The following is a 15,493-nucleotide window of genomic DNA, read 5'->3' on the forward strand; positions in this document are numbered from 1 at the left end:
CACTCGTCACAGGAGGCATCGACACCGATGCAAACCCATCAGTACGACGTCGTCATCGTCGGAGCAGGCGGCGCCGGCATGCGCGCGGCGCTCGAGTCGTCCGGCAAGGTCCGCACGGCGGTCATCTCGAAGCTCTACCCCACCCGGTCCCACACCGGCGCGGCGCAGGGCGGCATGTGCGCCGCCCTCGCGAACGTCGAGGAGGACAACTGGGAGTGGCACACGTTCGACACGGTCAAGGGTGGCGACTACCTCGTCGACCAGGACGCCGCGGAGATCATGGCCAAGGAGGCCATCGACGCGGTCCTCGACCTCGAGCGCATGGGTCTGCCGTTCAACCGCACGCCCGAGGGCAAGATCGACCAGCGTCGCTTCGGCGGTCACACCCGCAACCACGGCGAGGCCGCGGTGCGCCGCTCGTGCTACGCCGCGGACCGCACGGGTCACATGATCCTCCAGACGCTCTACCAGAACTGCGTCAAGCAGGACGTGGAGTTCTTCAACGAGTTCTACGTCCTGGACCTCATCACGGACCACGACCTCGCCGCCGAGGACGTCCCCGACGGCGAGACGGTCAACGCGACCGGCGTCGTCGCGTACGACCTGGCGACCGGCGAGATCCACGTCTTCCAGGCCAAGGCGATCATCTTCGCCACGGGCGGCGCGGGCAAGATCTTCAAGACGACCTCCAACGCGCACACCCTCACGGGTGACGGCATGGCCCTGGCCTACCGCCGCGGCCTGCCGCTCGAGGACATGGAGTTCTTCCAGTTCCACCCGACAGGTCTCGCCGGCCTCGGCATCCTCCTGTCGGAGGCGGCCCGCGGTGAGGGCGGCATCCTGCGCAACGGCGAGGGCGAGCGCTTCATGGAGCGCTACGCACCCACCATCAAGGACCTCGCACCGCGTGACATCGTCGCGCGGTCGATGGCGAACGAGGTCCGCGAGGGACGCGGCGCCGGGCCGGACAAGGACTACGTCCTGCTCGACCTGACGCACCTCGAGCCCGCGCACATCGACGCCAAGCTGCCGGACATCACCGAGTTCGCGCGCACGTACCTCGGCATCGAGCCCTACACCGAGCCCGTGCCCGTCTACCCGACCGCGCACTACGCCATGGGCGGCATCCCGACCAACGTCGGCGGTGAGGTCCTCCGCGACGGTCACAACGTCGTCCGCGGCCTGTACGCGGCCGGCGAGGTCGCGTGCGTCTCGGTGCACGGCTCCAACCGCCTCGGGACCAACTCGCTCCTGGACATCAACGTGTTCGGCAAGCGTGCGGGCCGCCAGGCCGCCGCGTACGCCGCGACCGCCGAGTACCGCGAGCTGCCGGAGAACCCCGCGGCCGCGGTGATCTCCCAGCTCGACGAGATGCGCAACCGCCCCGACGGCGAGCGCGTGGCGGACGTCCGCAAGGCGCTCCAGGAGACCATGGACGCCAACGCGCAGGTGTTCCGCACGGGCGAGTCGCTCAACCAGGCGCTCTCGGACATCCGCACCCTCCAGGACCGCTACCGCAAGGTCTCGGTCCAGGACAAGGGTCGTCTGTTCAACACCGACCTGCTGGAGGCCATCGAGCTCGGCTTCCTCCTCGACATCGCCGAGGTCACGGTCATCGCGGCCATCAACCGCAAGGAGTCGCGCGGCGGTCACTACCGCGAGGACTTCCCGGACCGCGACGACGCCAACTACATGCTCCACACGATGGCCTACCGTCGCCCCACGGCTGCCGGCGACACCGCCGACGGGCACGTGGAGGGATACTTCGACCACGTCGAGGAGTTCGATTCCTACAAGATCGTGCTGGGTTCCAAGCCCGTCACCCAGACCCGGTACGAGCCCATGGAGCGTAAGTACTGATGACTGCCACACTCGAAGCCCCTGCCGGTTCGGAGAAGACCGAGGTCGGCGCCGTGCCCTCCTTCGAGGTCACGATCAAGCTCCGCCGCTACAACCCCGAGTCCGAGCACGGTGAGGACGCGTACTGGGAGGAGTACACGGTCCTGGCCCACGGCACGGACCGCGTGCTCGACGCGCTGCACAAGATCAAGTGGGAGCACGACGGCTCGCTGACCTTCCGTCGCTCGTGCGCCCACGGGATCTGCGGCTCGGACGCGATGCGCATCAACGGTCGCAACCGGCTGGCCTGCAAGACGCTCCTCAAGGACGTCAACCCGGACAAGCCGATCACCGTCGAGCCCATCAAGGGCCTGCCGGTCATCAAGGACCTGGTCGTCGACATGGAGCCGTTCTTCGCCTCCTACCGCGAGATCATGCCGTTCCTCATCACGTCGGGGAACGAGCCGAGCAAGGAGCGCCTGCAGTCTGCCGAGCAGCGCGAGCGCTTCGACGACACCACCAAGTGCATCCTGTGCGCGGCGTGCACGTCCTCGTGCCCCGTGTTCTGGACGGACGGCCAGTACTTCGGCCCGGCCGCGATCGTCAACGCGCACCGCTTCATCTTCGACTCGCGCGACGACGGTGCGACCCAGCGCCTGGAGATCCTCAACGACAAGGAGGGCGTGTGGCGCTGCCGCACGACCTTCAACTGCACCGAGGCGTGCCCCCGTGGCATCGAGATCACCAAGGCGATCCAGGAGGTCAAGCGCGCGATGATCACCCGCGCGTTCTGACGCCCTCCCTGCACTGCCCGACGGCGGTCCCCGGCTCCGGCCGGCGGGCCGCCGTCGTCGTTCGCGGGCTCGAGCAGAGCTGCGGCGCTCAGACCTCGGCGTGCACCCGCGGCGCCCGGCCCCGGCGCACCCCGCGCACCAGAGGGCTCCAGGGATACCCGTAGCCGGCCCCTCGCCGGACCTCCGCGTCCAGCCGCTCCTCCTGCTCGGCCTCGGCCTGCGCGCGCAGCTCGTCGACCGTCGGCTGGGCGGGCGGGTCGGCGATCCAGGCCGCGACCATGAGCAGGATCCGGGTCACGAAGTTCGCGAGGAGCAGGATCGTGACGAACGTCGCGAACGAGCCCAGCAGGGCGTTGCGGGACGAGCTGCCGACGATCACGCTCGTCCCGAGGTAGCGCAGGACCCCGAACGCCGCTGCGGCCGTCATGGCCCCGATGTACAGGTCCTTGCGGGGCGGACGTACTCCCGCCACGAAACGGATGATGAGCAGGACCACGAGCGCGTCGAACACCAGGCCCACGAGGATGCCCCCCACGGGCACCAGGACCGAGGCCAGGACACCATGACCGAAGAGCGTCGCTCCCAGCGTCTGGACGACCACCGTGGCGGCCGCAGAGATGACGACGCTGATCCCCAGCACGGCGAACCCGCCGAGCTCGCGCAGCTTGGACAGGACCGGGTTCTGCCCCACGTTCGTGAGCGAGAACATCGCGCGGGTCGAGGTGCGCAGCGCGGCCATGAACGACACGGCGCTGAAGAGCAGCACGAACACCGCGATGATGCTCGACAGGTCGAACCCACGGTCAAGGATCAGCTGGTCGGGCGAGATGATCCCGTTGCTGCCGTCCCCGGTGTCGATCAGCCCCGGGATCGCCTTGTCGATCTGCGCGAAGATCTCGTCGCGCAGCTCCTCGCGGTTGCCCAGGAAGGCCATGAAGGCCGTGTAGAAGATCGTCAGGCCCGCGAACAGCGAGAACAGCGCCGAGTAGGCCATACCGCCGCAGAGGAGCGCCCCTCGCTGGACCCCGTACTGCGCGAGGGCCCGGGCGGGCCGGGTCGTGTTCCACCAGGCCTGCACCGCCTTGGCCCGGGTCGTGAGCCGAGCCACCAGGCCGGGAGCCTCGTCGTCGGGCGTCGTGGGAGAGGTCATCGCCCGAGCCTAGGAGAGGAAACCTCGACTCACCCGTCCGACAGACCGGAGAGCTCGAAACGGCGAGCCGGACGCCAGACCCCGTCGTCCCCGTGCTCGTAGAGGTGGATGCCCGTGACGTCGAACGAGGCCTCGAACCCTGCCATCTCCTCGAACGCGAGGTCGAGCGCCTCGTCGTCGACCTCGTGGGCGACCGTGACGTGCGGGTGGTAGTTGAACCGGAGCTCCTGGTCCAGCACGCCCGAGCGCACCGCGCCCTCGAGCTCCTCGCACTCCGCGATCCCCTGCGCGACGATCACGAAGACGACGGGCGAGACGGGACGGAACGTCCCGCTGCCGCGCAGGATGACCCGGAACGGCGCAGCCTGCGCGGTCACGCGGTCGAGGTGGGCGTACACGTCCTCGAGGGCCGACTCGTCGACGACCGTCGGGCCGAGCAACGTGATGTGCGGCGGGATGTCCCCGGCGAAGGGGTCGCCGAACGCCGCACGAGCCTCCTGGAGCGCGGGGCCGAACGGCTCGGGGATCTCGATCGCGATGCCGATCCGCACCTGCGACGGACCGCGCTCGGGCAGGTTCATCAGCGGGTCCGACGAGCCGGCAGCAGACCGACGCGGTCGTAGATGCGGTCCAGGGTGGTCTGGGCGAGCCCTCGCGCACGCTCGGCCCCGCGGGCCAGGACCGCGTCGAGCTCGGCCGGGTCGGACAGGTACTCGTTCGCCCGGGCCTGGAACGGCGTGAGGAAGTCGACGACGACCTCGGCCAGGTCCACCTTCAGGTGCCCGTACCCCTTGCCCTCGTAGTCGGCCGCGATCGCCTCGACCGGACGGGAGGTCAGGGCCGAGAAGATGGTCAGCAGGTTGGAGATGCCCGGCTTGCTCGCCGGGTCGTAGCGGATCTCGTTCTCCGAGTCGGTCGCCGCGGAGCGGATGCGCTTGGCGGCGGCCTTGGGGTCCTCGAGCAGCCAGATGACGCCCTTGCCGCCCGACGACGACTTGCTCATCTTGGCGGTGGGTTCCTGCAGGTCGTAGATCTTCGCGACGGCCTTGACGATGTGGGGCTCGGGGACCACGGCGGTGTCCTCGCCGAACCGCGAGTTGAGGCGCTCCGCGAGGTTGCGGGCCAGCTCGAGGTGCTGACGCTGGTCCTCGCCCACGGGCACGAGCGCCGCGTCGTAGAGCAGGATGTCCGCGGCCATCAGGACCGGGTAGGTGAAGAGGCCCACGGTCGTGCCGTCGGTGCCCTGCTTCGCGGACTTGTCCTTGAACTGGGTCATGCGACCCGCCTCGCCGAACCCCGTCTGGCACGACAGCACCCAGGCGAGCTCGGCGTGCTCGGGGACGTGCGACTGGACGAACAACGTCGAGGACTCGGGGTCCACTCCCCCGGCCAGGTACTGCGCCGCGGTGCGCCGCGTACGCTCGCGCAGCTTCGCGGGCTCGGGGTTGACCGTCAGGGCGTGCATGTCCACGACGCAGTAGATCGCGTCATACGACTCCTGCAGCGCGACCCATTGGCTCAGAGCCCCGATGTAGTTGCCCAGCTGGAGCGAATCCTCCGTGGGCTGCATCCCCGAGAAGATGCGTGGACGCCGTTCACCGGGAACCTCGTTGACCATTGCCCCATTCTGACAGGTCGACGTGCCTCGACCGAATCCGGGCTCGTCCGCTGGGACGCCGGGCCCTGCGCTCAGGTCGCCTCGTCGTCGAAGGGGGCCGGGACGCGCACGCCGTCCGCGTCCACGGGCGCGGGGGGCGGCGGCGGGACGGGGGACGCGCTGCGGGGCCGCGAGGACGTGCCCATCAGGTCGTCGTCGTCGAGCAGCGCCTCGCGCACGATCCGTCGCGGATCGTACTGACGAGGGTCCAGCTTGGACCAGTCGACGTCACCCACCTCCGGCCCCAGCTCCTCGTCGACGCGCGACTTGGCGTCCTTGAGGAAGCCGCGGGCGGTGCGGACGAACGCGCCGAGCTGCTCGGCATAGCGGGGCAGTCGCTCGGGACCGATGACGATCACGGCGACGACGAGGAGGACGACGAACTCGGCGCCGTTGATACCGAACACGCGGTCAGACTACTCGCTCGTGGCTTCGTCGAGCACAACGCGGACGTCGCGCTCGGCGTCGCCCGTGCGCACGCGCAGCGTCACGGTGTCTCCGGGGGCCTTCGCGCGGATCGCCACGATGAGCTCGTCGCTCAGGCTCACGGGCCTCCCGTCGATCGCGAGGATGACGTCCCCGGCCTGGATCCCGGCCTCGTCCGCCGGCCCCCCCGCGGTCACGGGCGACTGCCCGCCCTGCGGTTCGGTCGTGACCTGGACACCCTCGCCCTGGTAGCGCGAGTCGAGCAGGACCCCGATCACGGGGTACGTGGCGGTGCCCTTCTCGATCAGCTCCTCGGCCGTCCGCCTGGCCTGGTCGGAGGGGATCGCGAACCCGAGGCCGATGCTGCCCGTCGCGCCCCCCGTCCCGGGCGGCTGCGCGATCGCGGAGTTCACGCCCACGACCTCGCCCGCTCCGTTCACCAGCGGGCCACCCGAGTTCCCCGGGTTGATGGCCGCATCCGTCTGGATCGCGTTGATGAACGCGGTCTCGGCCGAGTCGCCTGCCGCGACGGGACGGTTCAGCGCACTGACGATCCCGGTCGTGACGGTCCCGTTGAGCCCGAGCGGGGCACCGATCGCGACGACGGGGTCCCCCACGACCACGGCGTCCGAGTCGCCCAGCACGAGCGGTGTCAGACCGGCCTCGTCGACCTTGACGACCGCGAGGTCGTAGTCCGCGGTGCGACCGACGATCGTGGCCGGACGCTCGCTGCCGTCCGCGAAGAGCACCGTGACCTTGCCGCCGTCCGCGCCACCGGCGACCACGTGGTTGTTGGTGAGGATGTAGCCGTCCTCACGGATCACGAAGCCCGAGCCCGTCGAGATCCCGTCCGCGCCCTCGACCTGCAGCGACACGACGCTCGGCAGCACGGTCGCCGCGATCGCCGCGACCGAGCCCGCGGGGCGCTCTGCGTCGGGGGCCGTCCCCGCGACCGGGAGCGACGCGCTGACCGGGCGACGCTGGGTGCCGTCGACGATCCGGTCGGCCGCGATGCCACCGACCGCCCCCGCCACGAGGGCGAGCGCAGCGATGCCGGCGACCGCGCCGGCACCGATGCGGCGCCGGGGCTTCTGCGCGGGCGGCGGGGGCGGGGCCCCCCAGGGCTCGACGGGCGTCGTGGAGCCGTGCGGGTCGGCCTCTCCGGGCGGGCTTCCCGCTCCCGGATACGCCGGCTGCGGCGGAGTGGTTCCGTGCTGCGCTGGCCCACCCGGCGTGGCCGTGGCGTGCTGGTACGCGGCGGCGTACGGGTGCTGCCCGGCCGGTGGCTGCGAGGCATATCCGGGAAGGCCGGGACGGGCGACGGGCAGTGCGCCCAGGGGCGCTCCGTACGGGCGCGTGTCGTGCGGACCGGGCGGAGGCACGGGGCCGGGAGCTGCGGGGCGCGCGCCCGGCGCGACGGGGCTCAGGGGTGCGGTCGTCGTGGACCGGAACGCCGACGGCGGAGCGAAGGGGATGGGAGCGGCCGGAGGCTGCGTGGGGGCCGGGCGAGGCACCGGTACCTCCTCGGTGCGCTGCTCTGCCCCGGGCGTGGGCGTCTGCTCCGAAGAGGCGCCGGGCGCCAGGGCCGACGGCTCACCGCCTGGCTCGCGCTCCGACGCGGGAGCGTCCGGTGCCACGACTGCCGTCTGCGCCTCGACCGTCGACCGCCCCGAGGGGCCCTCGGAGGCGTCGGCCTGCGAGGCCGACGCCCGCTCGGGCGACGACGGAGCAGCCTCGACCGTGGCGGGGTCGCTCGCGGTCTCGGGGGCCTGCGAGGGCGATGGCGCGTGAGGCTGCGCAGCGGGCTGCGGCTCGGCGGGGTCCAGCGCTGAGTCGTGTGCGGTCATGGGGTGCCCAAGGCTCCTGTCATGGTCGTCCAGCCCCGGGAGATGCGGGCCGGGACCCCCGCGTCGAAGTCGTGCGCGGGGAACGTCGCCACGAACGAGGCGAGGACGTCCTTGCTCACCTCTGCCACGACGTCGATCACCGTGTCCCCAGCCTGCCACACCAGGTGGGGCGGCTCGTCGGACAGGACGTAGACGGCGCGCCCCTCGAAGCCCTCGGAGCGCGAGAGGCTCGACGTGTCGAGCCGACCGACCTGCTCGCGGACCACGATGGTCCCCTCGGGGCCCGTGAGGTCCACACGGAGCACGTCGCGCTCGGGCCCGACGAGCTGGACCGAGGTGACGTCGAACCCGTCGAGGATCCCCGTCGGGCTCGTCCATCCGTGCTCGGCCATCCAGGCGAGCGCGGTCGAGTCCGCGAGGTCCACGCTGCCGGCACCGTCCCCGGCGCCCGCGGCGTCCGAGACCTCCGGCAGGACGGGGACGAGGGCCACCTCGGTGGCCCCTGCCGCCGTGGCACCGCCGGCCTCTGCCAGCACCGTCAGCGGCGACGCCACGTGCCGGTCCGGCACCACGACGGGACGGTCACCGAGCGTGAAGAGCGCGACGGCCAGCACGGCGACCCCGCTCGATGCCGCGACGAGCACGCGACGCGAGCGGCGTCGTCGGGCATGGGCAGCGATGTCTCCCGTGAGCGCGCAGCTCAGCGCCCCCGCCTCGGGAGCGGGCGCCCACGGGTCGCGCGCCGCCGGCCCCTTGCGCAACGGGTCGCCCTCGGCGTCGGGGATCTGTGCCGAGAGCGCGAGGAGCCGGGAGGTGAGGTCGGTCGTCGGCAGGACGTCCCGCGCGCACGACAGGCGCTTGCGGACCGCACGCGCGACCGCGAGCTCGGCGGCGCACTGGTCACACCCCGCGACGTGCGTCAGCGCCCGCTCACGCGTCGCGGGCGGGAGCTGGTCGTCGGCCAGCGCGCTGATGAGGGTCCCGAGGTGCGTCATGGTCCCCCCGGTGCGGTGCGGGTCCCGAGTGCCGTCAGCTCGTCGACCGCGACGTCCCCGGACGGTGCACCGTCCGTGGCGGCGCGCTCGGACGGGTCACGGTGCGGCAGGGCCGCACGCAGCTGCGAGCGCGCGCGGTGGATGCGCGAACGCACCGTGCCGAGCTTGATGCCCAGGGTGACCGCGATCTCCTCGTAGCTCAGCCCCTCGATGTCGCACAGCACGACCGCCGCCCGGTACTCGGGCGACAGGGCGTCGAGCGCACGCTGGACGTCGTGGTCGAGGTTCGTGTGCTCGTACCCGCGCTCCGGGTGCGTCATCTCCCCCGTGGCCGCGTACTGGGCCGAGTCCTCGCCCATGGCCTCCATGCGGATGCGCTGCTTGCGACGCACCTGGTCCAGGAACAGGTTCGTGGTGATGCGGTGCAGCCACCCCTCGAACGTCCCCGGGGTGTAGCTCGACAGCGACCGGAAGACGCGGATGAACGTCTCCTGGGTCAGGTCCTCGGCGTCGTGCTGGTTCCCGGTCAGGCGGTACGCCAGCCGGTACACGCGCGCGGAGTGCTCCCGCACGATCTGGTCCCACGAGGGGGGCGTCCAGGGCTGGGCACTCACGTCACTGCTCACACGGTCCATTGTCCCCGTACAACGCGGTGCGTCGCGCATCCGTTCCCGACGTCGCACGGACGTGCGCACCACGTCCACGAAACCTCCCCGGGACGTGGGCGCATCCAGCGCCACGGAGCCCGCGGGCCGGTACGATCGCCTCACCTGCACCGCGCAGGACGGCAGCACCGCAGCAGTCCGTCCGGGGTTCCCCGGAGGCGCGCGGTGCCCGAGACCAGGAGGGCCCTATCACCACCGACATCGGCCGGACCAACGCCAAGGCGTCGAGCTGGACCTACTGCGAGGAGTTCGTGCCGGAGGACGACGTCCTCCTGCGCGCTCGCGAGCGTGCCGCCGAGCTGGGTTGCCCCGCCGTCCTGCCAGGCGTGGGAGCAGTGCTCCAGGCCCTCGCGGCCGCCCTGGGCGCCCGCTCGGTCGTCGAGATCGGCACCGGCACGGGAGTCGCGTCGCTCTGGCTCCTGCGCGGGATGCCCGAGGACGGCGTCCTGACGACCATCGACGTCGAGGTCGAGCACCAGCGTGCCGCCAAGGACGCGTTCGCCGAGGCCGGGATCCGCGCCACCAGGACCCGGACCATCCCCGGCCGTGCGAGCGACGTCCTGCCCCGCCTCACCGACGGCGCGTACGACCTGGTCCTCGTCGGCGCCGACCGTCACAGCTACCCCGAGTACGTCGAGCAGGCACTGCGTCTCCTGCGTCCGGGCGGCATCGTCGCGGTCGACGGCGCGCTCGTCGGCGACCGCGTGGCGGACCCTGCCCGGCGCGACGAGATCACCACGATCGTGCGCGAGGTCGGTCGCTCGCTGCGCGCCGACGACCGCGTCCTGCCCGCACTCATCCCGAGCGGCGACGGACTGCTCCTCGGCGTGCGCCGGTAGCGCACCGTCGCCTCCCGCGGCGCTCCGCACGCAGCCGCGCGAGCGTGAGCACGACGAGGGCCCCTCACCCGCCGAACGGGTGAGGGGCCCTCGTCATGTGCCCGGCAGGTCGCCGGTGCCGGCCTCAGCGGAGGTCGGTGAGGTACCGGAGCAGCAGGCGCGCCCCGTACCCCGTCGCCCCCTCGGTGACCTCGTGCCGCGACGACGTCGCCCGTGCCGGGCCGGCGATGTCGAGGTGGACCCAGGGCAGCCCTCCCGTGAACTCCCGCAGGAAGAGCGCAGCCGTGATGGATCCGCCACCCCCGGCCTCGAGCGGCACGTGCCGCAGGTCCGCGACGGTCGATCGCAGCGCGGACGTGTAGTCCTCGACGAGCGGCATGTGCCAGACCCGTTCACCCGTCGCGGCTGCGGCGGCCTCGAGGCCGGTCACGAGCTCGGGAGCGGTCGCGTAGAGCGCCGCGTGGCCCCGCCCGAGCCCGATGCTCGCTGCTCCGGTCAGGGTCGCGACGTCGATCAGCAGGTCCGGCGTGAGCTCGGCGATCGCATAGCCGAGAGCGTCCGCGAGGACCAGTCGCCCCTCGGCGTCGGTGTTCGCGACCTCGACCGTGCGTCCCGAGTAGGTGCGCAGCACGTCCCCGGGACGGTAGGAGTCCGCGCCGAAGTGGTTCTCGGCGAGCGGGAGGACCGCGGTGACCTGGTGCCGCACACCGGCCTCTGCCGCGCCGAGCACCACGGCCAGCGCGACGGCGGCCCCCGCCATGTCCGTCTTCATGGGCACCATGGCCTCGCGCGGCTTGATCGAGAGCCCGCCGGTGTCGTACGTGATGCCCTTGCCGACGAGGACCACGTGCTGCTCGGCGTCCTCCGGCACGTAGGTGACCGTCACGAGCCGGGGAGGGCTCGCCGAGGCAGCACCCACGGCCAGGAGACCGCCGAAACCCTTCGCCGCGAGCTCGCGCGGACCGAGGACCTCGGTCTCGAGGCCGGCGGCACCCGCGAGGTCGGTCGCCTGCTGGGCGAACCAGGCCGGGTCCTTGATGTTGGACGGGGTGTTCGACAGGTCGCGCACGAGCCAGGTCGCGCTCGCCGCGATCCGAGCAGCGAGGATCTGCTGCTCGGCTCCCTCTCCGAGGAGGACGAGCTGTTCGGCGGCCGCGTGCGGGTCCGGGGCGGGCCCGCGCACCTTGCGGCTCGGGGCGAGCCCGCCGAAGCGTGGCGTGCGGTAGGCCGCGAGCAGGTACCCCTCGACGAACGCCGTGACGCCGCTGGGGGTGGCGTCGGCCGTCGCGGCGCTCACGACGCGCTCGAGACCCCGCGTCGCCCCGGCCAGCGCCGCTCCCGCACGCCGGAGCTCGAGGTCGGAGCCTGCGCCGATACCGAGCAGAACGATCGTGGACGGGAGACCCGCCCAGGGCAGCGGGTTGGCCGCTCCGGCGTGCGTGCGCGGCAGGTCGACGGTCGTGACCTCGCCGGCCGCGCCCCGGAAGCTCGAGCCTCCGGAGCGGTCGGCCAGCTCTGCGAGATCGATCCCGTAGCGCGCGGCCGCGTCCACGGTCCCCGCACGCGGCTGCAGCCCGTCCTCCTCCTCGAGAGGAGGGGCCACGGCCACCACGAGGGCCGAGACCGCGTCGTCCGTCAGGAACGGGCAGTCCAGGACGGTCCCCGGCGTCTCGACCACCTCGGGGAGGTGGCGGGGAGCTCCCCCGACAGGAGGAAGGTCCAGGAGCGGCTGTGCGTCGCGCGCGGTCAAGGCGTCTCAGCCCACGACGGCTTGGAGCGCCTCGCCCAGCTCGCTGGCCTCGGTCGCGTTGAGCTCCACCACGAGTCGACCGCCACCCTCGAGCGGGACACGCATGACGATGCCGCGGCCCTCCTTGGTGACCTCGAGCGGGCCATCCCCCGTACGCGGCTTCATCGCAGCCATTGTGGGCTCTCCATTCCGTAGTCCAGTACTGCTGTGGTCGGCGCCCCGGCAGGGTGGCAGCACGTCACCGCGCCGACCGCCCGAGGACGCCCGTGCACCATTCTAGTTCACCCGTGCGACACGCCGTCGCGGCAAATGCGCAGATCGTGACCTGGTTGCCGCTAGGGCGGCCATCCGCTCGGCGGGGTGAGCCTCCACAGGCCCCAGACCCACCAGGCCTGCCCCGCGACGCACGCTGCGACGCACCCCCAGAACCACCACCGCGACCGGGTCCACCCGAGCGTCACGGCTCCGAGCGGGAACGCGAGCAGGAGGAACCGGACCAGGCTCGTCCAGGGCTCGATCACGGCGACGAGGTATCCCAGGTAGGCGAGCGGCCACACCTGGAGCTCAGGGCCGAGCCGGCGCGCGACGGGGCTCAGGCCCACCGCGGCCACGGCGGCCAGGACCGCCACGAGGACCCAGGGGCCGGCGCTGCCGAAGAGCATCTGCGAGACCTGGACCCAGGGCACGAACGGGACGACCGGTCCGGTCCCACGCCAGGCCTCCTGCGTCAGGAAGTAGGCGTCGGGCCGACCGGTCACCAGGCCGCACAGGACCTGCCACACGAGTCCGCTGAGCACCGTGACGACGAGGAGCCCCCCGATGCGGGCGACGTCGCGCCAGGGCACCGCCACAGGACCAGCACCCGGCTCCAGCCCGACCACGCGCCTGGCGCGCCACCACACCCTCCCCCGGACCACCGCGTGCCACGCGACGACCAGGGCGAGCGGCAGCGCGACGGCACGGCTGAAGCCGAGCAGCACGACCACGAGCCCCGCCCACTCGTAGCGGCGCGCCCACACCAGGTACAGCGCGCCGGCGATCAGCAGGAGCGCGAGGGCCTCGGTGTAGGCCACCTGGAGCACGACCGACGAGGGGAAGACGCTCACGAGCGCGACCGTGGCGAGCGGGAGGCCCGGACGGCGCGCCACGGCGAGGCGACCGGCCCGCTCGACCAGGCGGTGGATCACGAGCATCGCCCCGGCGCCGCACAGCAGCGCCACGGTCGGTGCGACGACGTCCCATCCCAGGCCGGTGACCTGCTGCACGGCCCGCACCAGGAAGGGGAAGAGCGGGTAGAACGCCCAGACGTTCTGCTGCACCCGCCCGTCGCCCCCTACGGGCAGCTCGGCGGGGTACCCGTTCTCGGCGATCTGCTGGTACCAGGACGCGTCCCACATCCGCCCCGTCCACGCGGAGTACGACGGCGCCGCGTCGGTCCAGAGGTTGGCCTCCTGCGAGCGCGCGACGACCAGGAGGATCACCGCGGTGACGAGCCGCGCCGCAGCGTAGACCGCGAGCACCTGCACCCACCACGTCCACCGTGCGGGCGCCCGGAGGACTGCCAGGAGCGCGGAGCCCCGCCCGGACCGTGCGGCGTCGCCCCCGGTCGGTGGGGCCGGCGCCCTGGCCCCGGGCCGGGTCGCGCGCTCGTCGCCGGGTCGCTGCACCGCGGCAGGCTCGCTCACGCGAGCCCGCGCAGCGCGACCGCCGGTGGCGCGTCGCCCCGGATCGCGGCCACGGTGTCCAGCGTCCGCCGTGTGGCCGCCACGTCGTGGGCGCGGAAGACCCGGGCGCCGAGCCACGCGGCGACTGCCGTCGCGGCGAGCGTCCCCTCGAGCCGCTCGTCGGCCGGGAGATCGAGCGTCTCGCCCACGAAGTCCTTGCGGGACAGCGCCATGAGCAGCGGGAAGCCGAGACCCGCGAGCGCCTGGGTCCGGCGTACGAGGTGCAGCGAGTGCCACGTGTTCTTGCCGAAGTCGTGCGTCGGGTCGACGAGCACCGAGGCCGCGGGCACCCCGCACGCGACCGCACGCGCGGCAGCCGCGGTGAGGGTCGCGACGACGTCCTGCACGACGGCGTCGCGAGGGTCGTCCGGCCGGGTCGCCGCGCCGTCGTCCTCGTGGGAGCGGTAGGCGACCCGGAACGGGTCCGTCCGCGGCGTGGCGCCGCCCGTGTGGGAGCACACGACCCCGACGCCGAGCTCACCCGCGACCTCGACCAGGCGTGGGTCGTGCCCTGCCCAGGTGTCGTTGATGAGGTCCGCACCGGCCAGCGCCGCCTCGCGCGCGACCTCGGCTCGCCAGGTGTCGACGCTCACGAGGAGGTCGGGGAAGTCGGCCCGCACCCGTTCGACGAAGGGCACGACCCGACGGATCTCCTCGGCCGGTGTGACCTCGGGCCCGGTCCCGGCACGCACTCCCCCGACGTCGACGATCGCCGCGCCCTCGGACCACGCTCGCGCGACGGCCTCGAGCGCGGCGCCGTCGTCGAGCTGTCGCGCGGGCGCGTAGAACGAGTCCGTCGTCCGGTTGACGATCGCCATGACCACGGGGCGCACGGGGCGACCTGGCACGCTCTCGTCGACCCCCACCTCCCGCCCCCGCAGGACGAGCGGAGCGCACTGCGGGGGAACCGGCGCGAGGGGTCCGGTCGAGGACGGGTCGTCGCCGGCCCCCGGGCCTCCCGACGCCGGGGTCGCGGCGCCGGTCACCGGTCGCCGGCAGCCCGCTGCTGGGCCGCCGCGGTCTCCTCGACGGACTCCCGTTCCTCGGCGCGGAGCTCCGCGCCCCGCTCGCACACGTACTCGACGGCCTCGGCCGGGTCGTCGCACAGGTACAGCAGGTCGAGGTCGTGCGCGCTGATCATGCCGCGCCCGGCCACGGTCGTCCGTGCCCAGTCGAGCAGGCCCTGCCAGTACTCGGTGTCCACGAGCGCGATGGGGAACTCGGTGACCTTGTGCGTCTGGACCAGGGTCAGCGCCTCGAAGAGCTCGTCGAACGTGCCGAACCCGCCCGGCAGGACCACGAAGCCCTGCGCGTACTTGACGAACATGGTCTTGCGGGCGAAGAAGTACCGGAAGTTCACGCCGAGGTTGACGTACTTGTTCATGCCCTGCTCGAACGGGAGCTCGATCCCGAGGCCGATCGACAGACCGCCCGCCTCGTTGGCACCCTTGTTCGCGGCCTCCATGATCCCGGGGCCACCACCCGTGATGACCGCGAGGTCGCGCTCGGCGAGGAGTCGGCCGACCTGCTCGGCCAGCGCGTAGTCCGGGTGGTCGGGACTCGTGCGCGCCGATCCGAAGACCGACACCGCCGGGCCGACCTCGGCGAGGGCTCCGAAGCCCTCGACGAACTCGCTCTGGATCCTCATGACCCGCCACGGGTCGCTGTGCACCCAGTCCGCGCTGCCGGCGGTGTCCAGGAGGCGCTGGTCGGTCGTCTGCTGGGGGATCTGCTCGCCCCGCAGCAGCACCGGCCCCTTGCGGTAGCCGGTGCCTGCCTGGGGAACTCCGTCGTCGCTCATGCTCTC

At 72.5% G+C, this 15,493-nt stretch carries 15 protein-coding genes; 3 read left to right on the forward strand and 12 right to left on the reverse strand.

All coding sequences use genetic code 11. The features are described from left to right. The first annotated feature begins 27 nt into the window (after nt 1-27). A complete protein-coding gene (sdhA, locus tag ACIPWA_RS12340; protein ID WP_056763275.1) occupies nt 28-1,860 on the forward strand; it encodes a succinate dehydrogenase flavoprotein subunit in 1,833 nt (610 codons plus the stop codon). Beyond that, the gene (locus tag ACIPWA_RS12345; protein WP_056650307.1) at nt 1,860-2,633 is read left to right on the forward strand and encodes a succinate dehydrogenase iron-sulfur subunit; all 774 of its coding nucleotides are present in this window, start codon (nt 1,860-1,862) and stop codon (nt 2,631-2,633) included. Before sdhA ends, ACIPWA_RS12345 begins: the two co-directional genes overlap by 1 nt. 88 nt (nt 2,634-2,721) lie before the next feature. On the opposite strand, the gene ACIPWA_RS12350 is transcribed toward ACIPWA_RS12345, so the two are convergent. The 7 genes from ACIPWA_RS12350 to sigE form a co-directional block, all read right to left on the reverse strand. After that, nucleotides 2,722-3,783 (reverse strand): YihY/virulence factor BrkB family protein, encoded by a 1,062-nt coding sequence (locus ACIPWA_RS12350; RefSeq protein WP_400290498.1) that lies wholly within the window; start codon nt 3,781-3,783, stop codon nt 2,722-2,724. A gap of 29 nt (nt 3,784-3,812) precedes the next feature. Then, nucleotides 3,813-4,364: a 2'-5' RNA ligase family protein gene (locus ACIPWA_RS12355; protein WP_068625336.1), complete on the reverse strand. Its 552-nt coding sequence runs from the start codon at nt 4,362-4,364 to the stop codon at nt 3,813-3,815. Then, nucleotides 4,364-5,401 (reverse strand): tryptophan--tRNA ligase, encoded by a 1,038-nt coding sequence (gene trpS, locus ACIPWA_RS12360; protein ID WP_068707046.1) that lies wholly within the window; start codon nt 5,399-5,401, stop codon nt 4,364-4,366. Before trpS ends, ACIPWA_RS12355 begins: the two co-directional genes overlap by 1 nt. Before the next feature lie 71 nt (nt 5,402-5,472). Beyond that, nucleotides 5,473-5,847 carry a twin-arginine translocase TatA/TatE family subunit gene (locus tag ACIPWA_RS12365; protein ID WP_068625334.1) on the reverse strand — a complete coding sequence of 125 codons (375 nt, stop codon included), beginning with the start codon at nt 5,845-5,847 and terminating at the stop codon, nt 5,473-5,475. 9 nt (nt 5,848-5,856) lie between these two features. Then, nucleotides 5,857-7,713, reverse strand: coding sequence for a S1C family serine protease (locus ACIPWA_RS12370; protein ID WP_400290502.1), 1,857 nt, complete (start codon nt 7,711-7,713; stop codon nt 5,857-5,859). After that, complete coding sequence (locus tag ACIPWA_RS12375) at nt 7,710-8,708, reverse strand: anti-sigma factor family protein (RefSeq protein ID WP_400290504.1); 999 nt, start codon at nt 8,706-8,708, stop codon at nt 7,710-7,712. Before ACIPWA_RS12375 ends, ACIPWA_RS12370 begins: the two co-directional genes overlap by 4 nt. Then, nucleotides 8,705-9,334, reverse strand: coding sequence for an RNA polymerase sigma factor SigE (gene sigE, locus ACIPWA_RS12380; RefSeq protein ID WP_231907597.1), 630 nt, complete (start codon nt 9,332-9,334; stop codon nt 8,705-8,707). The genes ACIPWA_RS12375 and sigE overlap by 4 nt, the downstream gene beginning before the upstream one ends. A 227-nt stretch (nt 9,335-9,561) precedes the next feature. Here sigE and ACIPWA_RS12385 point away from each other — a divergent pair, with 227 nt between their 5' ends. Then, nucleotides 9,562-10,212 carry an O-methyltransferase gene (locus ACIPWA_RS12385; RefSeq protein WP_369800608.1) on the forward strand — a complete coding sequence of 217 codons (651 nt, stop codon included), beginning with the start codon at nt 9,562-9,564 and terminating at the stop codon, nt 10,210-10,212. Nucleotides 10,213-10,336: 124 nt separating this feature from the next. Here ACIPWA_RS12385 and ACIPWA_RS12390 read toward each other — a convergent pair whose 3' ends face one another. From ACIPWA_RS12390 to ACIPWA_RS12410, 5 genes are all read right to left on the reverse strand, one after another. Next, entirely contained in the window at nt 10,337-11,962 is a 1,626-nt protein-coding gene (locus ACIPWA_RS12390) for a leucyl aminopeptidase family protein (RefSeq protein ID WP_400290508.1), read from the reverse strand. A gap of 6 nt (nt 11,963-11,968) precedes the next feature. After that, a complete protein-coding gene (locus ACIPWA_RS12395; RefSeq protein WP_064506638.1) occupies nt 11,969-12,136 on the reverse strand; it encodes a DUF3117 domain-containing protein in 168 nt (55 codons plus the stop codon). A gap of 161 nt (nt 12,137-12,297) precedes the next feature. Continuing rightward, nucleotides 12,298-13,629 (reverse strand): hypothetical protein, encoded by a 1,332-nt coding sequence (locus tag ACIPWA_RS12400; protein WP_400290510.1) that lies wholly within the window; start codon nt 13,627-13,629, stop codon nt 12,298-12,300. A gap of 14 nt (nt 13,630-13,643) precedes the next feature. Next, nucleotides 13,644-14,534 (reverse strand): dihydropteroate synthase, encoded by an 891-nt coding sequence (folP, locus tag ACIPWA_RS12405; protein ID WP_248948450.1) that lies wholly within the window; start codon nt 14,532-14,534, stop codon nt 13,644-13,646. Between the two features lie 134 nt (nt 14,535-14,668). Then, nucleotides 14,669-15,487 (reverse strand): LOG family protein, encoded by an 819-nt coding sequence (locus ACIPWA_RS12410; RefSeq protein ID WP_068625332.1) that lies wholly within the window; start codon nt 15,485-15,487, stop codon nt 14,669-14,671. Between the last annotated feature and the right edge of the window lie 6 nt (nt 15,488-15,493).

It is taken from the genome of Oerskovia enterophila (assembly GCF_044748475.1).
GTDB classification, from domain to species: domain Bacteria; phylum Actinomycetota; class Actinomycetes; order Actinomycetales; family Cellulomonadaceae; genus Oerskovia; species Oerskovia enterophila.

Excerpts from the sequence above, each read along its gene's own strand:
- trpS (WP_068707046.1), bottom strand. The coding sequence starts at position 5,401 with ATGGTCAACGAGGTTCCCGGTGAACGGCGTCCACGCATCTTCTCGGGG.
- ACIPWA_RS12375 (WP_400290504.1), bottom strand. The coding sequence starts at position 8,708 with ATGACGCACCTCGGGACCCTCATCAGCGCGCTGGCCGACGACCAGCTC.
- ACIPWA_RS12370 (WP_400290502.1), bottom strand. The coding sequence starts at position 7,713 with ATGACCGCACACGACTCAGCGCTGGACCCCGCCGAGCCGCAGCCCGCT.
- ACIPWA_RS12345 (WP_056650307.1), top strand. The coding sequence starts at position 1,860 with ATGACTGCCACACTCGAAGCCCCTGCCGGTTCGGAGAAGACCGAGGTC.
- ACIPWA_RS12395 (WP_064506638.1), bottom strand. The coding sequence starts at position 12,136 with ATGGCTGCGATGAAGCCGCGTACGGGGGATGGCCCGCTCGAGGTCACC.
- ACIPWA_RS12355 (WP_068625336.1), bottom strand. The coding sequence starts at position 4,364 with ATGAACCTGCCCGAGCGCGGTCCGTCGCAGGTGCGGATCGGCATCGCG.
- ACIPWA_RS12410 (WP_068625332.1), bottom strand. The coding sequence starts at position 15,487 with ATGAGCGACGACGGAGTTCCCCAGGCAGGCACCGGCTACCGCAAGGGG.
- ACIPWA_RS12350 (WP_400290498.1), bottom strand. The coding sequence starts at position 3,783 with ATGACCTCTCCCACGACGCCCGACGACGAGGCTCCCGGCCTGGTGGCT.
- sdhA (WP_056763275.1), top strand. The coding sequence starts at position 28 with ATGCAAACCCATCAGTACGACGTCGTCATCGTCGGAGCAGGCGGCGCC.